Raw genomic sequence first — 24,970 nt, 5'->3', positions numbered from 1 at the left:
AGTTTATGGGTTGATTTTGGGGGGCGGATTGAGCCTGAGGTAACAGCGTAGTTAAAAACCAGACTGAGACACTTCTTTCGACGGTGTAAGATGTCGCCTTATTTACACCGCAGGAAATTCTCATGAGCTTCAACCTCGCCAACAAGCCCCTCGCTGAGCGTGCGGCGCTTGAAGATGAAAAATCCCGTTTGTATGACCTTTGGCAGAGCAATCTGGGCAAGGCCAAAGGCGATGCGGCACGCCTGTTTGGTGAGCGCGCCAAGCGCAAGGGCAACTGGTCGCAATGGGTACGCGCCGAGCTGGATGCGATGTCGCCCCCTGAGTACGCGAATATGGTGCGCAGTGAAGTCAATCGTTTGATGGCTGCCAAGTAGCACGCCGTGTCAGTAGGCGTCGCAAACCGTAAAGGTTTGTACCGTACCGCCGACGTTTATCTGCACGTCGTCGTCAGGCTGCTTGCGCAACAATGCAGCGCCCAAGGGGGCGCGTGGAGTGATGACGGTGATTGTCTGGTCATCTTGAATCAGCTTGAGTCCGGCCGCGTCAGGGGCCAGAAAGACCCATTGTTCATTGCCGTTAACGGCCTCCAGTCTGATTAAATCCCCGACCTGAATGCCTTGCGCCGTGTCATATGGCGCCTGTGTCATGGCCTGGCAGTTTTTAAGCGCTTGGCGTATCTCTTCGACCCGGCGCGCCTGGCCTGTCGCCAGATACGAGGCTTCAAGGCCCAGCGTGTCGTACTTGTTCTCGGCGATATTTTCTTTGTCGGTTGAGGCTTCATAAGCCGTTTGCGCTGCGCGTTGGAGCACATCAAGGTCGACTTCGAGTTTTTTCAGCAGCAACAGGTACACAGCGTTTTTATTCATGGTTTTCAATAGGGCAGGACGACAAGTAGGGATTGTCGCACGACTACCTGGCCGATTAATCCGTCGTAAGTCTTCTATCGGCGTCGAAATATGCGGACAATCGGTCCTTTGAATGTGGGAGCCCGGAATGAAAGCCTCCTGGGATATTTTTTGCAGTGTGGTCGATAACTACGGCGACATTGGAGTCACCTGGCGTCTGGCCCGGCAGCTGGTTGCTGAGCATCAGCAATCCGTGCGGCTCTGGGTCGATGACTTAAAGGCCTTTGCTCCCCTTTGCCCGGAAGCTGACCCGAGCGTTGCCCAGCAATGGCAGCAGGGTGTTCACGTGTGTCAGTGGCCTGAGCAATGGCCCGTGGTAGAGGTCGCGGATGTGGTAGTTGAGGCCTTCGGCTGCAAGCTCCCGCAGGCTTATTTACAGGCCATGAAAGCCCGCCCGACGCCTGCCTTATGGATCAACCTGGAATATTTGAGCGCTGAAGACTGGGTCAGCGGTTGTCATGGATTGCCATCGCTGCGGCCTGATGGCTTGAAGCGAATGTTCTTTTTTCCAGGGTTCGGTGCTGGGACGGGAGGGCTGCTGCGTGAAGCCGATTTGCTTGAGCGACGACGTGCATTTGATCAAGCTCCCCAAGCGAAACAGGCTTTTTTGCAGGGGTTGGGCGTGTATGCGGCTGATAATGCCCGCCTTATCTCCCTGTTTGCTTACGAGAATAGCGGCTTGGCCAGCTGGCTGGATGCAATGGCCGCAGGCTCCGCGCCCACTCATCTGTTGGTGCCGCAAAGCCGCATTATGGGTGATTTGTTGCGCTGGCTCGGGGTCGACGAACTGGCGCTGGGTTCAGTCGAGCAGCGTGGAGCGTTGGTCGTTCAGGCGTTACCGTTTGTCCGCCAGCAGGACTACGACACGTTGTTATGGTGCTGTGATTTCAATGCAGTGCGCGGCGAGGACTCGTTTGTGCGGGCGCAATGGGCGGGACGGCCATTTCTTTGGCATATCTACGAGCAGGAAGAAAATGCGCACTGGGACAAGCTCGATGCGTTTCTCGCTTTGTATGTTAAAGGCCTTTCACCCGGGGCCGCTGATGCGTTCACACGCCTGTGGCATGCCTGGAATGCCGGTTCAGATATGGCTGTGGGCTGGAATCAGCTGCTTGAGCACTGGCCAGAGCTGACTGCGCATGCCGAGCGCTGGTGTCTGGAACAGTCATTGCAAGCGGATCTTGCTCAAGCGCTAGTACTGTTTTATAGAAATTGGATATGATACGCGGCCTAGATTTTTGTAAATCTCAATCCAAATTCGGATACTCGCAATGAAAACTGGTAAAGAGCTTAAACCCGGTACAGTCATCAAGCTCGAAAACGACCCTTGGTTGGTTCAGAAAGCTGAATTCACCAAGTCCGGTCGTAACAGCGCAATCATGAAGACCAAGCTGAAGAACCTGCTGACTGGCTACAAGACTGAAATCGTATACAGCGCTGACGACAAGCTGGATGACGTGATCCTGGATCGCAAAGAAGCGACCCTGTCCTTCATCAGCGGCGACACCTACACGTTCATGGACACCACTGACTACACCATGTACGAGTTGAACGCTGAAGACATCGAAGCTGTTCTGCCTTTCATCGAAGAAGGCATGACCGACGTTTGCGAAGCGATCTTCTTTGAAGAGCGTCTGGTTTCCGTAGAGCTGCCGACCACTATCGTGCGTCAGGTTGACTACACCGAAGGTTCCGCTCGCGGCGACACTTCGGGCAAGGTGATGAAGCCTGCCAAACTGAAAAACGGTACTGAGCTGAGCGTTGCAGATTTCGTTGAAATCGGCGACTGGATCGAGATCGATACCCGTGACGGTGGCTCCTACAAGGGCCGCGCCAAGGTTTAAACCTGGCGTTAACCGCACTCTGAAAAGCCCGGCCTTAAGGTCGGGCTTTTTTTCGCCGTTAAAAAGTATGCTCTGACGCTTTGCCGGGCGCGGGCGAGTGGATAGCATGCGGGTTCACGAAGAGGGGCCGTAATGCTGATCGATTTTGTAATGTATGGCGCCTTAGGTGTCGCGATGGGAGCGTTGGGCGGGTTGTTCGGGATCGGTGGCGGGCTAATCGCGATCCCGGTCCTCGGGTTGTGGTTCGGGCTGGATCAGCAGTTGGCGCAAGGTACAGCCTTGGCAATGTCAGTGCCCAATGTGTTTTTGGCGCTGTACCGCTATCAGCAGCGCAACCGGATCAATCTGCGTCAGGCATTGCCGCTGGTGCTGATGAGTTTCAGCTTCGCATGGTTAGGCGCAATGCTTGCTGTCGGGGTTGATGGGCGCATTATTCGCTGGGGATTTGTCGCCTTCCTGCTCGTGATCACCCTGTATAACCTGATCAAAATGCTCACCTCGTCGGCCCCGCCAGTGACCGGCTCCCGGTTTGGCTGGCCATGGTTTGGTGTGTTAGGCGCGGTGGCGGGCACCACGGGCGGCCTGTTTGGCGTGGGCGGAGCAGTGGTGGCGGCTCCCGTGCTGACCAGTGTGTTTGGCACGACTCAAGTGGTTGCCCAAGGCTTGTCGCTGGCCCTTGCTGCACCCAGCACAGCGGTTACGCTGCTGACCTATGCGGCCCACGGAGAGGTCAACTGGGGCATGGGAATCCCAATGGCTGTCGGCGGTCTGTTGAGCATCAGTTGGGGCGTGAAGATGGCTCACGCCATGCCGGAGCGCCTGTTGCGAGGCTTGTACTGTGCCTTCTTGCTGCTGTGCGCCGCGTTGCTGGCGCTCAAAGCTTAAAGCCTTCCACGATGTACTCGGCGAAGCACTCAATAATGGGTGAAGGGGTACTGTTGGGCTTACGCAGTAGCACAATGCTGGCCGAGGGGAGCGTAGGCAGGTTTTCTTCCTTGCCGATGATTCGCAGATTATCCGTCAGCAGACTTTGCAACTGAGCAGTCACAGCCAGGCCGGTGCTGACCACGGCATTGATCGCCGCGAGGCTGGCACTGGTGTAGGCCACACGGTATTCGCGTTGCTGAATATCCAGTGCATTGCAGGCCCAGGTTCGGCAAAAGCAATCGGTATTGAACATCGCCAGTGGCAAGGGTGTTTGTTCGTGGGGCGAGAAGCCTTGGGCCACCATCCACACAAAGCGCTCCTGACGCAGGATCTGGCCCATTTCAGTGCCGGGTTTTCGGGTCACGATGGTCAGGTCGAGGTCACTGCGCTGCAGCAACAATGCTGACGGCTCACAATGCACTTCGACATTGATCAGCGGGTAGTCCTGAGCAAAGCGAGACAGCACGCCGGGTAAAAATCTCATCACATAGTCATCGGGCGAACCGATTTTCACGGTGCCGACCATGTGTGGCTGGCGTAGGGTATTAATCACTTCACTGTGCAGTTTAAGAATGCGCCGGGCATAACTGAGCAGCACGACCCCTTCAGGGGTGAGGCTGACAGTGCGTCCATCACGCTGGAACAGTGCGCACTGCAGTACGTCTTCCTCCAGCCGTTTCATTTGCATGCTCACGGCTGATTGTGTGCGATTGATGACTTCAGCGGCACGGGTAAACCCGCCGTGATCGGCAATCGCGGCGAAGGTACGCAACAAATCCGTGTCGATACTGGGGAAGTCGGCCATTCATCAATCTCTGAGATGTATTGCATAAGAAACATTCGTTGGATTGATATTACGCCCGAGCAGAGACTTGAGCCATCTCAACGGAGGTGCCAAGTGATGAAAGGTCAAAGAGGCAGGATGTGGATGACTCAGGTTGCTCGCTGGTATCAGCTTTCGCGGGAAAGAGCGTACCTGAGGCGTATCAGCGATGCAGCGCTGAAGGATCTGGGGTTGAGCAGGGCGGACATTGAGACTGAAAGTCAGAGGGCTTTTTGGGATGACCCGTTTAACAAGTGAGTACGCGGTGTGCAAGGCCCTTAGCCCAACCCTCTCCCGTGGGGAGAGGGTTGGAAGCGTTTAGCGTTTTACCTGTTTCAGCGTCTCGGCAATCAAAAATGCCAGTTCCAGCGATTGGTCGGCGTTCATGCGCGGGTCGCAGTGGGTATGGTAACGATCTGATAACCCGTCTTCGGTGATCGGGTTAGCCCCGCCAATGCACTCGGTGACGTTCTGCCCGGTCATCTCGATATGAATGCCGCCGGCATAACTGCCCTCGGCTTCGTGCACCTGGAAGAATTGCTTCACTTCACCGAGGATCTGCGCAAAATCACGGGTCTTGTAGCCGCTGCTGGCCTTGATAGTGTTGGCGTGCATCGGATCGCAGCTCCACAGCACTTGTTTGCCTTCGCCTTCCACGGCGCGAATCAGCTGAGGCAAGTGATCACCCACTTTGTCAGCGCCCATGCGCACGATCAGATTGAGACGGCCCGGATCGTTTTGCGGGTTGAGAATATCGATCAGGCGAATCAAGTCCTCGTTGTTCATGCTTGGCCCGACCTTGACCCCGATCGGGTTGTTGACCCCGCGCAGGAACTCGACGTGGGCACCATCGAGCTGACGTGTCCGGTCGCCGATCCACAGCATATGGGCCGAGCAGTCGTAGTAATCGTTGGTCAGACTGTCGCGGCGCACAAAGGCTTCTTCATAGTTGAGCAGCAACGCTTCGTGGGCGGTAAAGAAGCTGGTTTCGCGCAGCTGCGGCGAGCTGTCCATGCCGCAGGCGCGCATGAATGCCAGGGTTTCGTCGATACGATCGGCCAACTGGCTGTATTTTTCGGCCAGCGCTGAGTTGGCGATAAAGTCCAGGTTCCACTTGTGCACCTGGTGCAGGTCGGCAAAGCCGCCTTGGGCAAATGCGCGCAGCAGGTTCAAGGTGGCCGTGGACTGGTGGTACGACTGCAACAAGCGCTCTGGATCAGGCACACGGCTTTTTTCATCAAAGCCGATGCCGTTGACGATATCGCCGCGATAAGCGGGCAGCGTGACCCCATTGATCGTTTCATCATTGGCTGAGCGCGGTTTGGCGAATTGCCCGGCCATGCGCCCGACTTTCACCACTGGGCAGCCCGCGGCGAAGGTCATGACAATGGCCATTTGCAGCAACACTTTGAAGGTGTCGCGGATCTTGGCGGCTGAAAATTCCGCAAAACTCTCGGCGCAATCACCGCCCTGAAGCAGAAACGCTCGTCCTTGAGTCACCTCGGCAAACTGTCGGCGCAGCTCTCGGGCCTCTCCGGCGAACACCAATGGCGGATAACTGGCCAGGCTTTGCTCGACTCGCAGCAGGTGCGCTGCGTCCGGGTAGTGGGGTTGTTGCTGGATCGGCAGGGCGCGCCAGCTGTCAGGGCTCCAGGATTGGCTCATCGCAGACTCTAGTTTTCGGAAGTGGGTGACGCATGTTAGCAGCAATTAGTGCGTGACCTATTAAGCCGCAATCGCTGACAATCGCGCCTTTGCGCTCATGATGAGTGGTTGATTTACAGTGCGGCGGGTGTGCCGGAGCGCGGTAAGGAGAGGAAATGTCTGAGGAGCGCGTGGAGCGTCTGCTCGCCGAAGTCCATGATGATTTCGGCATGATTCGAGTGCTGGAAGTGGCTGATTACCGCTTCCTCGAATTTGGTGATGCGATCGAGCAAAGCTGTGTGTTTACGGCGGACCCCAGCTGGCTGGAATACGACTACACCCGGGCCATGCTGATCGGGGCGCTGTGCCATGAAGCGCCGGAGAGTGCGTTGTTTCTGGGTTTGGGTGCCGGCACTCTGACGCAGGCTTGTCTTAAGTTCTTGCCCCTTGAAGACGTTGAAGCGATTGAGCTGCGTCCAGACGTACCGCGTCTGGCCATCGAATACTTGGGGCTGGACGATGACCCGCGGTTGTACATCCGCATCGGTGATGCGCTTGAACTGCTGGACAGCGCCGAGCCCGCCGACCTTATTTTCGTCGATCTCTATAACGATCTGGGGCCGGCAGCCGGGCATTTGGCGTGGACATTTTTGGAGAATTGCCAGAAGAAACTCGCGCCCAATGGCTGGCTCATCATTAACCAGTGGGCAACAGACGATGGCAAACCGCTGGGAGCTGCTTTGCTGCGCGGGCTTTATCACCGTCATTACTGGGAACTGCCGGTCAAAGAGGGCAATGTCATCCTTATGGTGCCTGCCGAGCTTGACCAGACACTTGATCTAGACGCGCTGACGGCAAGGGCTCAAGCCTTGGCGCCGCGGTTGGGCTATTCACTTGAGTCACTGATCAAGGCGATTCGCCCTGCTACGTGAGGTGTAAAGATGAATCGTTTTAGCCTTTGCTCCCGTGCAGGCAGGCGTTTGATGATTTTTTAAACCGAAAAATATCGTTGAAGCCCGGCCTATAGAGGCATACAGGCTATTTTGTCTTAAAAAAGCGCTTCTTTTTTTTGATAAATCCGGTATAGTGCGCGCCGGCCTTTAGCCGGGCCACGTTTAGGTGTCGCATTTCCCGAAGCACGCTTCGGCTGCTCGTCCGTTTCGCGGACAACCCTGAACGCTCCATTCATTTAAACGTTTTCGCAAATCCCCGCCGACAAAGCAGCCAGGGCGACTCTTGAGTCTTACACGGCATGCGCAGCTTTGGAGCATGGGTCTTTGCGGATGCACTTAGAGGCAGACCCATGACCCAGGAAACCGGCGGCTTCGCCGCTTTTAATCTTAATCCGAACATTCTTGCAGCAGTCGCAGCGACTGGCTACGAAGAACCTTCGGCTATTCAGCATCAATCGATCCCGATCATTATGGCCGGTCACGACATGATTGGTCAGGCGCAAACCGGTACGGGTAAAACCGCCGCGTTCGCACTGCCGATTCTGCATCGCATCGATCCTGCTAAGCGCGAGCCGCAAGCCCTGATCCTGGCGCCAACCCGTGAGTTGGCGCTGCAAGTAGCAACCGCTTTCGAAACCTACGCCAAGCAAATGCCGGGCGTTACTGTTGTAGCCGTTTACGGCGGCGCCCCTATGGGCCCACAACTGAAAGCAATCCGTAATGGCGCTCAGATCGTTGTCGCCACTCCGGGCCGTCTGTGCGACCACCTGCGTCGCGACGAAAAAGTATTGGCGACTGTGAACCACCTGGTTCTCGACGAAGCCGACGAAATGCTCAAACTGGGTTTCATGGACGACCTTGAAGTGATCTTCAAGTCCTTGCCAGCAACCCGTCAGACCGTACTGTTCTCGGCAACTTTGCCGCAGTCGATCCGTGCCATTGCTGAACGCCATCTGCGCGATCCGCAACACGTGAAGATCCAGACCAAGACTCAGACCGTTACCGCGATCGAACAGGCTCACCTGTTGGTTCACGCTGACCAGAAGACCTCGGCTGTATTGAGCCTGCTGGAAGTTGAAGACTTCGACGCGCTGATCATGTTTGTGCGTACCAAACAAGCGACCCTGGATCTTGCCAGTGCCCTTGAAGCCAAAGGCTATAAAGCTGCTGCGCTGAACGGTGACATTGCTCAGAACCAACGTGAGCGCGTTATCGACTCCCTCAAGGATGGCCGTCTGGACATCGTTGTTGCGACCGACGTTGCTGCCCGTGGTCTCGATGTTCCACGTATCACTCACGTGTTCAACGTTGACATGCCTTACGATCCAGAGTCCTACGTTCACCGTATCGGCCGTACTGGCCGTGCCGGTCGCGAAGGTCGCGCATTGTTGCTGGTGACTCCACGTGAGCGCCGCATGCTGCAAGTGATCGAGCGTGTAACGGGTCAGAAAGTTGCTGAAGTCCGCCTGCCGGATGCTCAAGCTGTTCTTGATGCCCGCATCAAGAAGTTGACCAACAGCCTGACGCCGCTGGTTGCTGACGCTGAATCGACTCATGGTGATCTGCTGGATCGTCTGATTGCCGATATCGGTTGCAGCCCACGTGCTTTGGCCGCGGCCCTGCTGCGTAAAGCAACCAATGGTCAGGCCCTGACACTGGCTGCTATCGAGCGTGAGCGTCCACTGGTGCCGAACAGCGCACCGCGTGAGCGTTCCGAGCGTTCGGGTGACCGTCCGGACCGTGGTGATCGTGAGCGTCGTGCTCCGGTTCCATTGGCCGAAGGCCGTGCTCGCTGCCGTACTGCGCTGGGCGCACGTGATGGCATCGCTGCCAAGAACCTGCTGGGCGCTATCCTCAACGAGGGTGGCCTGGCACGTGAAGCGATCGGTCGCATCCAGGTGCGTGACAGCTTCAGCCTGGTAGAGTTGCCGGAAGTGGGTCTGGAAAGTTTGCTGGCCAAACTGAAAGACACCCGCGTTGCTGGCAAGCAGCTCAAGCTGCGTCGCTACCGCGAAGATTAATCACTGTTGCAGTGATTGATCGCTAAAAAAATCCCCGACTGGTTCGGGGATTTTTTTTGCCTGTGGTTTGTGCTGAGCCTTCGTTCCTCGTCAGCGACTGTGCGAATTATCCAAACCGATAAATATCCATTCCCAGCGCGCCCAGCGTCCACCCTTTGTGCGCAACACTGAAATCGCCGCCGGCACCGCGAGCAAAATATAGCGGCAGCAAGTGCTCTTCGCTTGGGTGGTTTCGTGCCGCAAAGGGCGCTAGCTGCCGGTAATCATGCAGAGCCGCTTCGTCGTTGGCAGCCAGCTTTTCGATGATCCATTCACGAAAGGCCAATGCCCAGGGCAAGGCATTTTCAGTGCCTGCGTGCCAATCAAGTTCGCGCAGGTTGTGGGTAATGCTGCCTGAACCGATCAGCAGCACCCCCTCATTGCGCAAAGCGCTCAACGCCTGTCCTACCTGGGTTTGGCCTGCTGGACCAAGGAGGCTGGGTAGGGAAACTTGCACCACAGGAATATCCGCCGCCGGGTACATCAGCGATAGCGGTACCCAAGCGCCGTGGTCAAAAGGTCGGTTGGGGTCAAGACTGGCCGACAGGCCATGCTCGCCAAGCAGCTCTACAACATGGGCCGCAAGCGTCGGCTCACCGGGGGCCGGGTATTGCACGGCAAACAAGGCGGGCGGGAAACCGCCGAAGTCATGCCAGGTTGTCGGGGCAGGGTGGCTGGCGACTCGCAAGTCAGCACTTTCCCAGTGCGCCGAAACCAGCACAATGGCTTTGGGCCGTGGTAACTCGGCGGCCAAGCGCTCAAGCGCCGGGCCACTGGCGCCCGGTTCCAGCGCTAGCATCGGCGAGCCGTGAGAGATATACAGGCTGGGAAGCATGAACGATGTCCTCAAGGTTAAGATGGGTCATCTTCATCCCGATCATTGATCTAAATCCAATATAAGTTTTAGCGCTTATTTATCGAATTTAAAGGTGAATCATGCAGCCCGAATTTTGGCACCACCGATGGGAGCGCAATCAGATCGGCTTTCATCTTCAAGAGGTCAACCCTTACTTGAGACGTTTGTGGCCCACACTGGATGTGGCGCAGGGCAGTCGCGTTCTGGTGCCTCTTTGTGGCAAAAGTCTCGATTTAAGCTGGTTGGCGGCCCAAGGGTATGACGTGTTGGGCATAGAGCTCTCGCAGACGGCCGTAGAGCAGTTTTTCGCTGAGCAGAAGGTCATGCCCAACATCCGGCAGCAGGGTGCCTTCAAGGTCTATGAGGCCGGCCCTGTGAGGATTATGTGCGGGGATATTTTTGCGCTGTCGGCGGCAGACGTGGCTGACTGTTCGGCGTTCTATGACCGCGCGGCAATGATTGCCTTACCTGTGGAGATGCGTGCCGCGTATGCGGGGCGCCTGACACAGATTCTCCCGAACGGGTGCAAAGGCTTATTGATAACGCTCGATTACGACCAGTCACAGATGAAAGGCCCGCCCTTTTCAGTGCCGCACGCAGAAGTTGAAAGCCTTCTGTGTCCTGCCTGGTCACTGGAGGTAGTCGAGCAGCCGGACGTTCTTGATCAGGAGTGGAAATTTCTCAAGGGTGGCGTTACGCGTCTGGTTGAGCGTGTCTATCGGCTGAATAAAGCAGCCAATAGCTAAATGCAGGCACAAAAAAGGGTGACCAGCGTCACCCTTTTTCTTTTTCGGCGTTTGCCGCAGGTTTTAGCCGCGGCGACGCAGTGCGTCGATGCGTTCTTCAAGGGGTGGATGGCTCATGAACATCCGTGCCAAACCTTGCTTGAGCCCGCCATTGATACCAAATGCAGCCATTGTGTCCGGCATATGCACCGGCAAGCCCTGTTCGGAGCGCAGGCGCTGCAGAGCACTGATCATGGCGGTGGTACCCGCCAAATGAGCACCGGCTTCGTCAGCGCGGAATTCACGTTTGCGCGAGAACCACATCACGATGGCGCTGGCGAGGAAGCCCAGAACCAGTTCGGCGAAGATGGTCGCTACGTAGTAAGCAATCCCGCGGCCTTCGTCGTTCTTGAACACGACTTTGTCGACAAAGTTGCCGATGATACGGGCGAAAAACATCACGAAGGTGTTCACCACGCCCTGAATCAGCGCCAGTGTCACCATATCGCCGTTGGCGACGTGACCAATTTCGTGGGCCAGAACGGCTTTTACTTCGTCAGGCGAAAAACGCTCCAGCAAACCCTGACTCACCGCGACCAACGCGTCATTTTTGTTCCAGCCGGTGGCAAAGGCGTTCGCCTCATAGGCCGGGAAAATACCCACTTCGGGCATCTTGATCCCAGCTTCTCGCGAGAGCTGCTCAACAGTCTGTATCAGCCATTGTTCATGGCGGGTACGTGGTTGAGTAATCACTTGGGTGCTGGTGCTCATCTTCGCCATCCATTTGGATATGAAGAGTGAGAACAAAGACCCAGCAAAACCAAAGACGGCACAGAATATCAATAGCTGACTGAGGTTCAGATCAACCCCGTTGGCCGCCATGAACCCGTCAAAGCCGAACAGGCTCAAGGTAATGCTGGCAATCAGCACGACCGCCAGGTTAGTGGCCAAAAACAGCAGAATGCGCATCATGGTTGTAAGAATCTCCTCGTCTTAAAGGTGTTGCCGCATGCGGGTATATAAGGTGCTGCCACAGGCTATTCAACCGAGCGACTATTTCAAACTGTGTCCTACAAATGAATTCTAGTCACGTGCAAGAAATTTCCTAATAAAGTAATTGGCTTTTTTTTGGGGGATTGCTGAGTCATAGCCAGCAAAACCGGGATATTAGGGGTTTCAAAAAAAACGTTGGCCGTGGATTTTGCGGGGCGAGGGAGGAAATGAAGAATATTTAATTCGACACATGCTGTGCGACTTTTCTGTCATCGCACAGCACAGGATGAAATTACTGACGGTAGTTTTTAAGAAAACTTCCGATTCGACCGATGGCCATGTCCAATTCATCGACGCGCGGCAAGGTTACAACGCGGAAGTGATCTGGCCATGGCCAGTTGAACGCGGTGCCTTGAACCACCAATAGTTTTTCCGAAAGCAGCAGGTCCAGAACGAATTTTTCATCGTTGAGGATCGGGCAGACTTTTGGATCGATGCGTGGGAAGGCATAAAGTGCGCCCATCGGTTTGACACAGCTGACCCCCGGGATGTCGTTCAGCAGTTCCCAGGTGCGGTTACGCTGTTCCAGAAGGCGCCCGTTTGGCAGCACCAGATCATTAATGCTCTGATAGCCACCGAGTGCGGTTTGAATGGCATGTTGGCTGGGTACGTTTGCGCACAGGCGCATATTGGCCAGCATGTCGATGCCTTCAATGTAACTTTGAGCATTGTGCTTGGGGCCGGAGATGGCGATCCAGCCGGAGCGGAAACCTGCCACCCGGTACGACTTGGACAGGCCGTTGAAGGTCAGGCACAACACATCGGGTGCCAATGATGCGGTGCAGATGTGCACTGCATCATCGTAAAGAATCTTGTCGTAGATCTCGTCCGAAAACACCACCAGGTTGTGCTGGCGCGCCAGTTCGAGCATGCCCAGCAGCACTTCTTTGGAGTACACAGCCCCCGTCGGGTTATTGGGGTTGATGATGACCATAGCCTTGGTATTGGGGGTGATCTTGGCCTTGATGTCAGCCAGGTCGGGCCACCAATTGGCCTGTTCGTCGCACAGGTAGTGCACGGGATGGCCGCCAGCCAGTGTTACGGCGGCGGTCCACAGAGGGTAGTCCGGTGCCGGCACCAGCACTTCGTCGCCATTGTTGAGCAAGGCTTGCAGTGACATCACGATCAGTTCGGACACACCATTACCCAGGTAAACGTCTTCGATACCGACGCCTTCGACCTGTTTTTGCTGGTAGTACTGCATGACGGCCTTGCGCGCGCTGAAGAGGCCTTTTGAGTCACTGTAGCCTTGCGCCGTTGGCAGATTGCGGATCACGTCCTGAAGGATTTCATCCGGCGCTTCAAAACCAAAGGGCGCCGGGTTGCCGATATTCAGCTTGAGGATGCGATGGCCTTCCTCTTCCAGTCGTTTGGCGTGCTTTAGCACTGGGCCGCGAATGTCATAACAGACGTTGGCGAGCTTGTTTGATTTGCTGACCTGCATGGCGATGTGATCCCGAAAATGAACGATCCAGACCGTGTGAGTACCACAGCTCTGGGAAATTCTGCGTTTTCACGCAGTGGCAAACACCGCCCTGCTTCAAGAATCCGTTTGTATGCAGATTGAGCGGGTGCCAGACTGGCGCATAACGAGGCGCAATCATACGTGCCACCCGATCCCTGGAAAAGCCACTGGTCGGGCTTTTTCAGTTGCAGAGGTAGAACCATGGAAAAGTTAAGTAAAACCCAAGAAGAATGGAAGGCGATGCTTGATCCTGAGCAATACAATGTCTGCCGCCTCAAGGGCACCGAGCGGCCTTTCTCGGGGAAATACAACGCGACTAAAACCGATGGGGTTTATCACTGTATTTGCTGCGATGAGCCGCTGTTCGATTCCAGCACCAAGTTTGATTCCGGTTGTGGCTGGCCGAGCTTTTACGCACCCATTGGTGACAGTGCGATGGTCGAGATTCGTGATGTCAGCCATGGCATGGTCCGAACCGAGGTGGTCTGTGCAAAGTGCGATGCACATCTGGGTCATGTCTTTCCAGACGGTCCTCCACCCACCGGGCTGCGTTACTGCATCAACTCGGTGTGCCTGAACCTGGTTCCCCGCCACGGCTAGTCCGCCTCTGAGGCTGCACAATGACTGACAAACTGTTCACTATTCCTTGCACCACGCTGGGCGGCGAGCAAAAGACGCTGGCGGACTTTGCGGGTAAAGCCGTGTTGGTGGTCAACACCGCCAGCAAATGTGGCTTCACGCCGCAGTACAAAGGCCTTGAGAAACTGTGGCAAGCGTATAAAGACCAAGGGCTGGTGATTCTTGGTTTTCCGTGTAATCAGTTCGGCAAGCAAGAACCTGAAGATGAAGCGGCCATTTCCGAGTTTTGTGAATTGAATTTTGGCGTGACCTTTCCATTGTTCAAGAAGGTGGAGGTCAACGGTCAGAATGCCCATCCGCTGTTCATTGAGCTCAAAAAACGGGCTCCGGGAGTCTTGGGCTCCAAAGGGATCAAGTGGAACTTTACCAAGTTTCTGATTGAGCCTGACGGACGCGTAAAGCGCTTTGCCCCGGCGACCAAGCCTGAAGCGCTCAAAGCGGACATTGAAGCACTGCTGGATAAAAGCTGAAGGACACGTAGCGAGCGAGCCCCCCGCAGGAGATAACCTTCCAAAGGGCTGGCAGTCACAGTGTTTACGCCTTGAGTGGCACCCATGTATCCAGCAGGGCTGCCAGTTCTTCACGCCGGAACGGTTTGGCCAGGTAGTCATTCATGCCCGCGGAGCGGCAGCGCTCCCGCTCCTCGGGCATGGCATTGGCCGTCAAGGCAACAATCGGCAGCTCTGACCAACGACTGCTCTGGCGGATTTGACGGCTGGTCTCATAGCCATCCATTACCGGCATGTTGCAGTCCATCAGCACCAGATCAAACAAATCGTCTTCCAGAAGGGTCAAGGCTTCGCCGCCATGAGCTGCAATCACCACTTCGCAGCCTAGCTTGCTGAGCATCCCTTTAGCGACTAACTGGTTCACAGGGTTATCTTCTACCAGCAATATTCGAGCGCGATGTTTGCTGGGCAAATTGCTGACTTGCACACTGAGGTTGTCGTCGCCGCCTTTATGCAACAAATGCTGCAGCGCATGATAAAGCGCGTGGCGTGACAGTGGTCTGGCTTTCTGCAGCAGCGGTGCCAGAGCATTGACTTGATCGCCCGGCATAAAATTGCCATAGGCGGTGACCAGCAGAATAGGCGCAGTGATGGCTGGACGGACGCCAAGCAAGCATTCAGGGCAGTCGGTTATCAACAGATTCAGGTCAATGCCGACCAATGAAGTGCCGAGGTTGTAACGGCTATATTGCAGGCCCCAGAGGGGCAAATAGCTTTTTAACAGTTCATTCAGGCCGCTGCCTTCAGCGCTGACTGCAATCACTTGCCCTGACAGCGGAGCAAGACTGATCGCCGGGGTATGGCAAGGCAAGGGAAGCTCAGCACAAAACTGACTGCCAAAACCAATTTCGGAACTGATAGTCAGGCGACCCTTCATGACTTCGCACAGGCTGCGGGTAAGCGCCAATCCCAGCCCGGTACCGCCATATTGGCGATTGATACCGGCCCCGGCCTGAGTGAATGGGCTGAAGATACGTATCTGAGCTTCTTGTGCAATACCGATACCGGTGTCGCACACCTGGATACTGACCTTGTCGTCGTGTGCGCTTAAACGCACATCGACACGGCCGAAGCGAGTGAACTTCAGGGCGTTGGATAAGAGATTGCTGACGATTTGGCGTACGCGTGTGGGGTCACCCAGTACCAGTGCCGGAAATTGCGGGTCAATCAAGCAGGTCAGCTCAACGCTGGGGGCTGCATTTTGCGAGAGCAGATTGGCAGTGTCTTCAACCAGGGTTCCCAGGTCGAATGCTATATGTTCAAGCTCCAACTGCCCGGCGTCGAATTTCGACAGGTCGAGAATATCATTGAGCAGTTCGACCAGTACTTTGCCTGAGTCATGGGCAATCGACAGTTGCTGGTGTTGCTCAGCGTTCAGTGGGCTGTCCAAACACAATGCCAGCATGCCCAGAAGCCCGTTCAGAGGTGTGCGTATTTCGTGGCTCATTGCGGCCAGGAACGCAGAGCGCGCCTGAGCCATTTTCAACGCGGTGCTGCGCGCGGCTTCCAGCTCTTCATTTGACTGGCTGAGGCGTCTATTGATCGCTTCGAGTTCCTGGGTGCGCGCCTTGACCATGTCTTCGAGTTGGGACAAATATTCATTCAGGCGATTTTCTGCGTTGCGTCGCTGCTCGATTTCTCGCGCGACTGCGTCAAATTGCTGATTGGCGGCGTTGACCAAAACACCAATTTCGTCATCTTCGTGTCGAGGTGGGCACTGAATGCGTGGTTGTTGCGGGTCTCCGGGTTTACTGCTGCTGAGGGCACGAATGACCCGCACCAATGGCTGCGTGAGCATCAAATAGAACAGGCCCAGAAGAATGAACGTCAGCAAAAAACTGCGGGCAAAACCGCTGAGCAACGTAATTTCGGCGCGATGCAGGAACCGGCTTCCAAAAGGGAATGTATCCACCTCAAGGTGCAACTCACCGACGCTTAGTTCGGGTAGGTGATTGAAATAAAGCCTGTCATCAAAGCTGCGCGTGGAGCCGTACAAAAAATCACTGAGCGCCCGGAAGCGGCCGCTTTCGGGTTGTTCCTGGACGGCGGCGAGGACATTTTTATCGTTGTCGCTGATTTTGGCGCCGGTGATGGCCGGTGAACGCAGCAGACCCATTACCAGTTCTTGTGCAAGTTCTGAGTCCAGGTTGTAAGCAATTCGCGACGCCGGATTATGACTGATATCTAAAAGGGATTGGATTTCACGATTGATGGCGGCGTTTTCACTGGCATAATCGATCCCAATTTGCACCACGCTCAGTATGGTGCCCAGAATGAAGCCGACCAGCACTGTCAACCTTGCCTGTTTATAAGACAGGCGATGGGTGAGTCTTATGTCCATGGGTGCTGCACCTGATTCCATTCCCTTTGGCGGGCAAGAGTAATCGAAATGCCGCTTGAGCCGCATCAATTTCAGGGCTGGCGGATTTGTCGTTTGTACCGCCTTGTGGGCGGGGACCGAGCGCTTGATTTCAACGCGCCATCATGTGTATCAGTCTGAGGAAATAATGTGGAGTCTAAACTTGAGGCCTTTTTAGAGCGGGCTGAATCAGTTCTAGCGCGTCTTGAACCTTTACTGCCAGCGCATCGCGAGCCGATAGATTGGGGCGATTGCCTGGCGGCCCGTTGGCAACGTGAAGGCCGCTCGGGTTACTTGATGCCACTCCAAGTGAGCCTTGAGATGCGCCTTACTGACCTGATCGGCGTCGATAGCCAGCGTGATCAGTTGGGGCGCAATACTAAACAATTTCTGGAGGGGCTGCCGGCCAACCATGCTTTGCTGTGGGGCTCGCGCGGTACCGGAAAATCGTCAATCATTCGCGCGCTGCTTGCCGAGTATGCCCCGGCCGGCTTGCGTTTGATTGAAATTGAACGTGACCATCTGGCGGATCTCCCGCGAGTTGTCGAACAGTTGCAAGGTTTGTCACAACGCTTTGTTTTATTTTGTGATGACTTGTCATTTGAGTCCGGTGAAGGTGATTACCGGGTTCTGAAAAGTGTGTTGGATGGATCGCTTGAGCAAGCGCCAGACAATGTTCTGCTCTATGCCACCTCAAACCGGCGGCATTTGGTTCCCGAAAAAGAAAGTGATAACGAGAACTGGAAGAACGTTGATGGCGAGCTTCACCCTAATGAAGCGGTGGAAGACAAGATTGCATTGTCTGATCGATTTGGCCTTTGGCTATCGTTTTACCCTTTTACCCAAGATCACTTTCTGAGCGTGGTTGAGCACTGGATCGACGTGCTGGCCAGCAAGGCTGGCTTGCAATGGCAGCGCGATGCTGCGTTGGATATTTTAGCTGTGCGCTGGGCGACAGGGCGCGGCAACCGTAACGGGCGCTGTGCTTATCAGTTCGCGCGTTACTGGGTTGGATTGAAATTGTTGGAGCAAGCGAAATGATTGATTTGAACGCCTCAGGCTCAGGCCTGGACGGTTACGCCTTATTGGCGGCGCAGTTGGAGTCTTTGTTGGCGGATGAGCGGGATTTTATTGCCAATGCCGCCCAATTCTCAGCTTTTCTGTACCACCAGATTGATGACCTGAATTGGGCCGGTTTTTACCTCAATCGCAATCAAGAACTGGTATTGGGGCCTTTTCAGGGGCAGATTGCCTGTGTGCGCATTCCGTTCGGACGGGGTGTGTGTGGTGCTGCTGCAGCGACTGAGCAAACCCAGCGGGTCGAAGATGTACACGCCTTCGCCGGGCATATTGCCTGCGACAGCGCCTCCAACAGTGAACTGGTGGTGCCGTTGATTAAAGACGGGCGTCTTATCGGCGTACTTGACCTGGACAGTCCGAGCGTTGGCCGGTTCAGCGAAAATGACCAGCAGGGTATTGAAGCGCTTGCCGCAATTTTCTTGCGTGCAAGCGATTGCTGATCCTGAATTAGTTTAACGCCCGGTTTTGAGTAGTAGCTCTTCGATATCAACGGTGTCGATTTGATGTGGCTCAAGAAACTGCCGGGCGTACTGCATGTAAATCTGTTCGCGTAAAAACAGCTCGAACAGTTGCGCATCAATATGGGCATCACGGCACATGCCGGTCATGATTTTCAGCGCCTCACTCAGTGTTTTTCCGCGTTTGTAAGGGCGATCCGAAGCGGTCAAGGCTTCGAAAATATCGGCAATGGCCATCATTCGCGCCGCCAGGCTCATTTCCTCTCGTTTCAACCGTTTTGGATAACCGCTGCCATCCATTTTTTCATGGTGGCCGCCCGCAATTTCGGCAATATTTCCAAGGTGGCTTGGGAAGGGCAGGTGGCTAAGCATCAAAATGGTTTGCACGATGTGATTGTTGATGATGTAACGCTCTTCGGGGGTCAACGTACCGCGGGTGATGCTCAGGTTATACAACTCACCCCGATTGAACTTGAATTCCGGTACATCGAGCTTGAAGCCTGAGGGATTATCAGGGCTGATAATTTCAGTCTCGGGTCTTAAGAAAAGGTGTTCGGGTTTATCGTCCAGTAACCACTCGGTTACGGGAAGGCTTTGCTCCTCGCGGCCCTCTTGGCGTTTGTTCTCTTCCCAGGAAACCCCGAGTCGGTCATCCAGCGTCCGCGTCCAGGTGTATTTGGCAATAGTGCTCAAGCGCTGAAGGTCTGCTGCAGCCATAGCTTCGCCGCCCAAATTACTACGGGCTACAAACGCAAAATCATCATCGAGTTGCGACAGCGTAGCGTCACGTTGCGAGGTCAACTGCTGATCGTCACCGCCCAGCGCCCGTGCTTGCCAATAGTTGATCCAGGCGTCGCGTTTAAGCACTTCGAAGCGTGTGCGGACTTCGTGAATGCGGTCATACAGGGTCTCAAGTTTGGTGGCCTTGTCGACCACATACTCAGGCGTGGTGACCTTGCCGCAGTCATGCATCCAGGCAGCAATGTGCAACGCTTCCCACTCGTCATCTGTAGGGTTGTACTGAGCAAATTCAGGTAGCTGACTCGCAGCGGCAGCTTCGGCCAGCATAAATGTGAGTACCGGCACTCTTTGGCAATGCCCCGCTGTGTAGGGGCTTTTGGCGTCGATGGCCCCTGCCAGCAGTTTGATAAAGGCGTTGAGCAACTGTTTTTGTCGATCCTGCAGGCGCTGACTTTCAATCGATACCGCAGCGGCCCCGGAAACGGCCTTGATAAAGGCAATTCGGTCAGATCGCAGGTGTTCCTGATCGGCAGGGGTACCCGTGTTGTTTAGTAGCAGCGCCAGCACCCCGACGGTTTCGCCGTGACGGTTGTGCAGACGAATGCCAATGACATGTACGCTCTGGCTGTCGAGAGCCTGCATCACCGGTTTCAACTCTGCGGCCTGCGCCATCGTGAAGGTTCGCACAACGCTGTCATTGCCATCGCACAGCGCGCGAAGCCACTCGGGAGGAGAGTCTTGCTGGAGGTTGATGACCTTCGATGTCAAGAGGTCAACGGTCTGGGGCTGGTCGTTGACGATCACCCCCTTCAACACCAACTGCGTGCCCTCATTTTCCATGAGATAGATCAAGCCTGCCTGGGCTTGAGCGATTTTGATGGTTTCAACCAGGACCGACTGCAAAAGGGGTTCAAACCGAGTGTGTGCTGACAAGCTTGCGGTGATTTCAAAAAAACTCGAAAGGGTCTCTTTCATGCGGCGCATGGACATTTCAAGTTGATCAATTTCCAACACCGGTGAGTGTTGTTTGATCGGGTAATTGAAGTCGAAACGGCGTATGGCCTCTGCTTCCCCCACCAGGGTTTTCAAGGGTTTGACCATCAAGCGCGAGGTCAGCCAACCCAAAGGTAGGCACAGCAGCAAAATCGCCAACGTCACGAGCATCCCTTCCCATCGAAGCTGGTAGGCGTCGGCCAGAAGTTCTTCTTCCGGAACCATTAGAGCCAGTTTCAGGGTGTTTGAGCCCTTGTCATTGATACTGGCTTGAGAAGTTATCCACTGGCGATTGCCGTCACTGAGCTGCTGTTGCTCGTCTGTGCTGTGTTGAGTCAACAGTTTCAACGCAGGGTTCAAGGTGCCAATTTCAGGGAGTTGCGTAGCATTTTTATCAGTTAAAAACTGATCTGAATCCGGGTAAGCCACGACTCGGCCTTCGGCATCGAACAAGACGATCTGCGTATTGGGCGTTACCCGATGTCGAGCGAGGGTCTCTGACAGTTGTGAAAGACTCAGGTCAGCACCGATCACTGCTTTTGCCGTGCTGCGTTTAGACAGTGTGGTGCCAGCTTCCTGAGTAGTAAAAAACAGGTAAGGATCGGTCGTCGTATGGTCAATGCTGGCACGTGCCGGAATAAACCAGCTTCGCTGCCGCGGGTCGTAAGTCTGATTCGGCTCGTTGCGCTCTTCCAAAAGTGTCAGCGAATCATCAAAAAAAAGTTTTTTTGATTCCACCTCGGAGGAGTCGGCAAACCGTTTGAGGGTCCACACGCTGTAAGCCGACTGCTGGGGGGCGTTAATTCGGGTTTTGATCGCCTGATTGCGCAACGGTCTGACCAGGAAGAAATTCCCTTGGTTATCACCGATAAAAAGCGCCGAGAGTCTTGGATTGTCTTCAAGAGCCTGCGCAAACGGGTGCAGCAGTCCCATCCTGGTTTCGAATGAGTCGGTCATGGCATTCGGGTTGAGTGCCAGCAAGTTTAACGCATGCCGGATGGGTTGATAGGTGTTAAGCAGATCCTGCTGTACATCCTGAGCAATCTGATTGAACTGTTTTTGGCTGCTATCAAGAATGATGCGGGTGGTTTGCAAATAGTTGAACACCGCCAAGGCAATGCCTATCAACAACAGTAAAAGTGTGAATACCGCGCTGATGTGCACGTGCAGCGGGAATTGACGCTTTTTTAGATAGGCAGTAAGGGACATGGCGGTGTCTGCGTAGTTGGGGTGGCAACAGTGAGCCTAAGCATAGTGAATGAGGGCTAACCTGCCGGAATATTAGCCTTGCACTCAAGACGGCCGCCTCGCTGGTTTCAATCCCCCTTGGCCAGTTCGTTGACCATGGCCTCTTCCAGTGATTCCATCGCGCGCTGCACGGCAGCTCGGCACGCTTGTAGTGTTGAGGGGCTGGCTTGCTCAAGCGCTTCACACTGTTCAATGAGGTCTTGGGCGCCGACAATTCGGGCTGCGCCCTTGATTCGGTGGGCCAGATTATTAAATGGTTCCGGGTCTTCAGTGAGTGGCAGTTTCAGGAGCGATTCAAGATCATCCCGGTTACTGCGCAGCAACTCTTCCAGCAAACGTTTAGTCTTCAATTCGTCACGCCCGGACAGTGAATAAAGGCTTTCGATATTGATAATCTCGGGCTTCTGAGCGGGAGGGTCTATTGCGTTTAAGCGCTGGCTCAACAGCGTCAGGCTGATGGGTTTGAACAAGCAGTCATCCATACCGGATTGCTTGCAGCGCAGGCGCTCTTCAGGCTGAGCATTGGCGGTGAACCCTAATATGGTGCAGGGCGGGCGTTGTAAAGCCTGTTCGTGCTGGCGTATCGCTCGCGTTAGATCGTAACCATTCATGACGGGCATGTTGCAGTCTGCAATGACCAGATCGAAAGTGTTTTCCTTCCAGGTTTCCAGCCCGGCAGCACCGTTTTGCTCCGTGGTAAATCGATGGCCTAAAAAGCCCAGTTGCTGGCACATCAACAATCGGTTGGCCGGATGATCATCGACCACCAGAACATTCAACTGGCGCGTGCCGGGTGAGATGTCTGGCTCTTGTATGACGGTATTCAGGCAAGGAGCCAACGTGGGGGCTTTAAGCGTGATGTGAATGTGGGTGCCGATTGAGGGCTCGCTGGTTAAAGCCAGCGTGCCGCCCATCATTTCACACAGACTGCGGCAAATGACCAGGCCCAGGCCTGCGCCGTTGAGTGCCAGTTGGCCGCTGTTTTCGACTTGTGCAAAGGGCTCAAACAAGCGCTTCTGATCTTGCTGGCTGATACCAATACCGGTGTCTTTAACGCTCAATCGAATCTCGACCTGATCCGGAGTCTCGGTCGCCAGCATGTTGAGCTCCAATGTTACTTGGCCGCGCTCGGTAAACTTGATGGCGTTACTGATCAAATTGGTCAGGATCTGCTTGAAACGAAGCGGGTCGATCAACACATCCGGGGCTATGCCTTCGGGTTTGAAAATCAGTATCAGCCCCAGAGACTTCTGACGTGCAAGACCATCAAACACCCGAATGACCGAATTGGCCAACTCTCGCAGGTTAACGCGTTCGGGGGTCAGATTCATGCGACCTGACTCGATGCGGGCGATATCGAGAATGTCGCCAATCAATTCCAGCAGGTCTTTGGCTGAATTGTAGGCAACCTCAATTGAGGGGCGATCGAGGTGCCCCTGATCTGCGCGTTTCAGGGTCAGTTCAAGCATGCCTATGACGGCATTCATCGGCGTGCGTATTTCATGGCTCATGGTCGCGAGGAATGTACTTTTTGCACGATTGGCGTCATCAGCCAGTTCTTTGGCGGCGCGCAGTTCATCGAGGAGCTGGCGCCGATCGCTGATGTCAATCCAGCCGCCGATGATGCCCTGAACTTCACCCAGCGAATTACGATACGGAAGTATCCAGTGATAAATGGTCAGGGTGGTGTCGCCAATATGCAGGGGGCGGTCAATGATCAGAGGCAAGCCTTCGCGCATTACCCTCAGGTAGTCAGCTTGGTAGTCATTGGCTTCGTGAATGTTGTTCAGCATGCTGTGGGTTTGCATCACTGTTTTACCAATGACGTCTTCACGCCTGGCTGAAAAGGCTTTCAAGTAGCTGTCGTTGCAGGTTTGCAGAATTCCCTCGCGATCACGGACATAGATTGGATGCGGTGTGCCATCGACAAGAGCACGCATGAACTCGAACTGATCGCTGAGTGCTCGTTCGGCCGTTCTGCGTTGTTGAATCTGGCGCCGCATATAGGCATTCCAGATCAATGACAGCACCAATAAAAGGCTGGTACCGATAATGATCTGGTAGATCAGGCGATGGTAATTACGCCAGTAACTGTCTGACGCTGGCACGTATCCGCGCCAGCGACTGTTGATAATGCCCAGTTCGTCCGGGGCAATACTTAGCAGTGCCTTATTGAGGATAGAACTCAGCTCGGTGGCATCACGGGCGGTGGCCAGTGAAAACGTGGCAGGTTGGGTTCCAAGGGAAGCGCTAATCTGTAAGCGGTCCTGGAACACTTGGGAGGACAATAGGTAATTAGCCAGTACGAGTGTATTGACGGCCCCTTGTACCTTGCCTTCAGCCAGCAATTCCGTGGCTTGATAGATGTCGTCAGTTTCAACCAGCGTAATCGTCGGATGCTCGGTGCGCAGATACTCCGTCAGAGGGTTTCCGTGTGTCAGTGCAAGCCGCTTGCCAGATAACTGTTCAAGGCTTGTGGGCTGTTCGTAGCCCTTGGTTGTGAGCAGTACAAACGAATTTTCGAGGTAGGGCCGACTGAAGCTCAGAGCGCCTTCACGGGACATGGACGGACTGATGGCTGAGATGATGTCTGTTTCGTGTTGATTGATCATCTGAATCATCGTGGCAAGGCTGCGCGCACGCTGGATTTCAAAGCGCAGACCGGTGCGCAGGCGAATGAGCTCGAGCAAGTCGGCGGTGATGCCTCTGAAATTGCCGTCTGCATCAAAAAAAGTCAGCGGAGCCATTGTCTCATTGACCACCACTTTCACTACGGGGTGCTGGGTGAGCCAACGCTCTTCGCGATCTGTCAGCTGGAGTTTCTGGTCGGTCAACAGGATGTCGCTACCGGCACTCCAGCGCTTGGCAATACTCACTCGCTCGCTGTTAGGTACGGCCCTGAGTGTGGCATTGATAATGTCGAGCAACTGGGTGTTGTTACGGCTTACGGCAAAGCTGAAGCCATAGGTTTCCTGCTTGCCGAAATTAGCCATTTTGATGTTTTTCAAATAGCCCTTGTTGATCATGTAGTGAGTGGACACCGTGTCCCCCATAAACACATCAGCCTGGTCAAAAGCCACTGCATTAATGGCGTTTTGAGCAGACGGGTAAGACTGGATGATCGCTTTAGGATAGAGCGCCTTAACCTCTTCCAGAGGCAGGTAGTGGTAAACCATGCTCAGGCGCATGCCCTCCAGCCCCTCGGAGAGCGAGCGTGTCTCGCCTTCACGAGTAACCAGAACGGGTTGATCAATGGCATAGGGCGTGGAGAGCAGCAGTTGCGGGTGAGCCGCTTCGAAACCGTTTGACGTGCCCAGTACATCGATCTTGCCTTCTTCGAGCGCTTTGATTGCAGCGTCTCTTGTCGCAAAACGCTGCACTTTGATGGATACATTGAGGGCGGTGGCCAAGAGGCCAGCGTAGTCGGCGGTCAAACCCTCGTAGTCCTGCCCGCTGGCGGTCATGTCAAACGGCGGGTAGTCCGAGGATGATGTGCCCACAACGATCTGGCGCTTTTCCTGCAGCCAGTTGCGTTGTTGTTTATCCAGTGCAACGCCTATGTGGTAGGTGCCCGAGCGGCTGAGCAGCGAATAGCTTTCTATTCGGGACTGTTCGGCGAACACGGAAGTACACAGGATTAACCCTGTGAGCAGCGACAGATACTTCTTTAACCGCGTGGGCATCCTGG

The 24,970-nt window shown here is 54.8% G+C and carries 21 protein-coding genes; 12 read left to right on the top strand and 9 right to left on the bottom strand.

What is annotated here, in order from left to right:
• Window positions 1–122: 122 nt before the first annotated feature.
• Window positions 123–374 (top strand): hypothetical protein, encoded by a 252-nt coding sequence (locus FJD38_RS03015; protein ID WP_122783999.1) that lies wholly within the window; start codon window positions 123–125, stop codon window positions 372–374.
• A 9-nt stretch (window positions 375–383) separates the two neighbouring features.
• Here FJD38_RS03015 and FJD38_RS03010 read toward each other — a convergent pair whose 3' ends face one another.
• The gene (locus FJD38_RS03010; RefSeq protein ID WP_146383876.1) at window positions 384–866 is read right to left on the bottom strand and encodes a GreA/GreB family elongation factor; all 483 of its coding nucleotides are present in this window, start codon (window positions 864–866) and stop codon (window positions 384–386) included.
• 127 nt (window positions 867–993) lie between these two features.
• On the opposite strand from FJD38_RS03010, the gene earP reads away from it, so the two are divergent.
• The 3 genes from earP to FJD38_RS02995 all read left to right on the top strand — a co-directional run bounded on the left by earP (window position 994) and on the right by FJD38_RS02995 (window position 3,634).
• Complete coding sequence (gene earP, locus FJD38_RS03005) at window positions 994–2,127, top strand: elongation factor P maturation arginine rhamnosyltransferase EarP (RefSeq protein WP_146383875.1); 1,134 nt, start codon at window positions 994–996, stop codon at window positions 2,125–2,127.
• A 49-nt stretch (window positions 2,128–2,176) separates the two neighbouring features.
• Window positions 2,177–2,749, top strand: coding sequence for an elongation factor P (locus tag FJD38_RS03000; RefSeq protein WP_048382289.1), 573 nt, complete (start codon window positions 2,177–2,179; stop codon window positions 2,747–2,749).
• Window positions 2,750–2,881: 132 nt separating this feature from the next.
• Window positions 2,882–3,634, top strand: a complete 753-nt coding sequence (locus tag FJD38_RS02995; protein WP_146383874.1) for a sulfite exporter TauE/SafE family protein — start codon at window positions 2,882–2,884, stop codon at window positions 3,632–3,634.
• On the opposite strand, the gene FJD38_RS02990 is transcribed toward FJD38_RS02995, so the two are convergent.
• Window positions 3,624–4,481, bottom strand: coding sequence for a LysR family transcriptional regulator (locus tag FJD38_RS02990; RefSeq protein ID WP_122784003.1), 858 nt, complete (start codon window positions 4,479–4,481; stop codon window positions 3,624–3,626). The genes FJD38_RS02995 and FJD38_RS02990 overlap by 11 nt on opposite strands.
• 96 nt (window positions 4,482–4,577) lie before the next feature.
• Between FJD38_RS02990 and FJD38_RS02985 the strand changes: the two genes are divergently transcribed.
• Window positions 4,578–4,757, top strand: coding sequence for a DUF1127 domain-containing protein (locus FJD38_RS02985; RefSeq protein WP_146384605.1), 180 nt, complete (start codon window positions 4,578–4,580; stop codon window positions 4,755–4,757).
• 60 nt (window positions 4,758–4,817) lie between these two features.
• Here FJD38_RS02985 and FJD38_RS02980 read toward each other — a convergent pair whose 3' ends face one another.
• The gene (locus tag FJD38_RS02980; RefSeq protein WP_122784005.1) at window positions 4,818–6,164 is read right to left on the bottom strand and encodes a class II 3-deoxy-7-phosphoheptulonate synthase; all 1,347 of its coding nucleotides are present in this window, start codon (window positions 6,162–6,164) and stop codon (window positions 4,818–4,820) included.
• Between the two features lie 155 nt (window positions 6,165–6,319).
• On the opposite strand from FJD38_RS02980, the gene FJD38_RS02975 reads away from it, so the two are divergent.
• Window positions 6,320–7,075, top strand: a complete 756-nt coding sequence (locus FJD38_RS02975; protein ID WP_122784006.1) for a spermidine synthase — start codon at window positions 6,320–6,322, stop codon at window positions 7,073–7,075.
• A 371-nt stretch (window positions 7,076–7,446) separates the two neighbouring features.
• Complete coding sequence (locus FJD38_RS02965) at window positions 7,447–9,117, top strand: DEAD/DEAH box helicase (protein ID WP_122784007.1); 1,671 nt, start codon at window positions 7,447–7,449, stop codon at window positions 9,115–9,117.
• Between the two features lie 106 nt (window positions 9,118–9,223).
• On the opposite strand, the gene FJD38_RS02960 is transcribed toward FJD38_RS02965, so the two are convergent.
• Window positions 9,224–9,991: a DODA-type extradiol aromatic ring-opening family dioxygenase gene (locus FJD38_RS02960; protein WP_146383873.1), complete on the bottom strand. Its 768-nt coding sequence runs from the start codon at window positions 9,989–9,991 to the stop codon at window positions 9,224–9,226.
• 101 nt (window positions 9,992–10,092) lie between these two features.
• Here FJD38_RS02960 and FJD38_RS02955 point away from each other — a divergent pair, with 101 nt between their 5' ends.
• Window positions 10,093–10,758, top strand: a complete 666-nt coding sequence (locus tag FJD38_RS02955) for a thiopurine S-methyltransferase (RefSeq protein ID WP_146383872.1) — start codon at window positions 10,093–10,095, stop codon at window positions 10,756–10,758.
• 63 nt (window positions 10,759–10,821) lie between these two features.
• Here FJD38_RS02955 and htpX read toward each other — a convergent pair whose 3' ends face one another.
• Both htpX and FJD38_RS02945 read right to left on the bottom strand, forming a co-directional pair.
• Window positions 10,822–11,709: a protease HtpX gene (gene htpX / locus FJD38_RS02950; RefSeq protein WP_122784010.1), complete on the bottom strand. Its 888-nt coding sequence runs from the start codon at window positions 11,707–11,709 to the stop codon at window positions 10,822–10,824.
• Window positions 11,710–12,022: 313 nt separating this feature from the next.
• Window positions 12,023–13,234, bottom strand: a complete 1,212-nt coding sequence (locus tag FJD38_RS02945; protein ID WP_122784011.1) for a pyridoxal phosphate-dependent aminotransferase — start codon at window positions 13,232–13,234, stop codon at window positions 12,023–12,025.
• Window positions 13,235–13,456: 222 nt separating this feature from the next.
• Between FJD38_RS02945 and msrB the strand changes: the two genes are divergently transcribed.
• Both msrB and FJD38_RS02935 read left to right on the top strand, forming a co-directional pair.
• Window positions 13,457–13,855, top strand: coding sequence for a peptide-methionine (R)-S-oxide reductase MsrB (msrB, locus tag FJD38_RS02940; protein WP_146383871.1), 399 nt, complete (start codon window positions 13,457–13,459; stop codon window positions 13,853–13,855).
• Between the two features lie 20 nt (window positions 13,856–13,875).
• Window positions 13,876–14,364 carry a glutathione peroxidase gene (locus tag FJD38_RS02935; RefSeq protein ID WP_146383870.1) on the top strand — a complete coding sequence of 163 codons (489 nt, stop codon included), beginning with the start codon at window positions 13,876–13,878 and terminating at the stop codon, window positions 14,362–14,364.
• A gap of 64 nt (window positions 14,365–14,428) precedes the next feature.
• On the opposite strand, the gene FJD38_RS02930 is transcribed toward FJD38_RS02935, so the two are convergent.
• A complete protein-coding gene (locus tag FJD38_RS02930) occupies window positions 14,429–16,744 on the bottom strand; it encodes an ATP-binding protein (protein WP_146383869.1) in 2,316 nt (771 codons plus the stop codon).
• Between the two features lie 168 nt (window positions 16,745–16,912).
• Between FJD38_RS02930 and FJD38_RS02925 the strand changes: the two genes are divergently transcribed.
• Both FJD38_RS02925 and FJD38_RS02920 read left to right on the top strand, forming a co-directional pair.
• Window positions 16,913–17,803 carry an ATP-binding protein gene (locus tag FJD38_RS02925; RefSeq protein WP_122784015.1) on the top strand — a complete coding sequence of 297 codons (891 nt, stop codon included), beginning with the start codon at window positions 16,913–16,915 and terminating at the stop codon, window positions 17,801–17,803.
• Complete coding sequence (locus FJD38_RS02920) at window positions 17,800–18,282, top strand: GAF domain-containing protein (RefSeq protein WP_146383868.1); 483 nt, start codon at window positions 17,800–17,802, stop codon at window positions 18,280–18,282. The genes FJD38_RS02925 and FJD38_RS02920 overlap by 4 nt, the downstream gene beginning before the upstream one ends.
• Window positions 18,283–18,294: 12 nt before the next feature.
• On the opposite strand, the gene FJD38_RS02915 is transcribed toward FJD38_RS02920, so the two are convergent.
• A complete protein-coding gene (locus FJD38_RS02915; RefSeq protein ID WP_146383867.1) occupies window positions 18,295–21,243 on the bottom strand; it encodes an HD domain-containing phosphohydrolase in 2,949 nt (982 codons plus the stop codon).
• A gap of 107 nt (window positions 21,244–21,350) precedes the next feature.
• The gene (locus FJD38_RS02910; protein WP_146383866.1) at window positions 21,351–24,965 is read right to left on the bottom strand and encodes a transporter substrate-binding domain-containing protein; all 3,615 of its coding nucleotides are present in this window, start codon (window positions 24,963–24,965) and stop codon (window positions 21,351–21,353) included.
• Window positions 24,966–24,970: the final 5 nt, after the last annotated feature.

Origin of the sequence: Pseudomonas saxonica, assembly GCF_007858365.1 — a bacterium.
Lineage (GTDB): Bacteria > Pseudomonadota > Gammaproteobacteria > Pseudomonadales > Pseudomonadaceae > Aquipseudomonas > Aquipseudomonas saxonica.
This window is presented reverse-complemented; position numbering and strand designations above follow the sequence as displayed.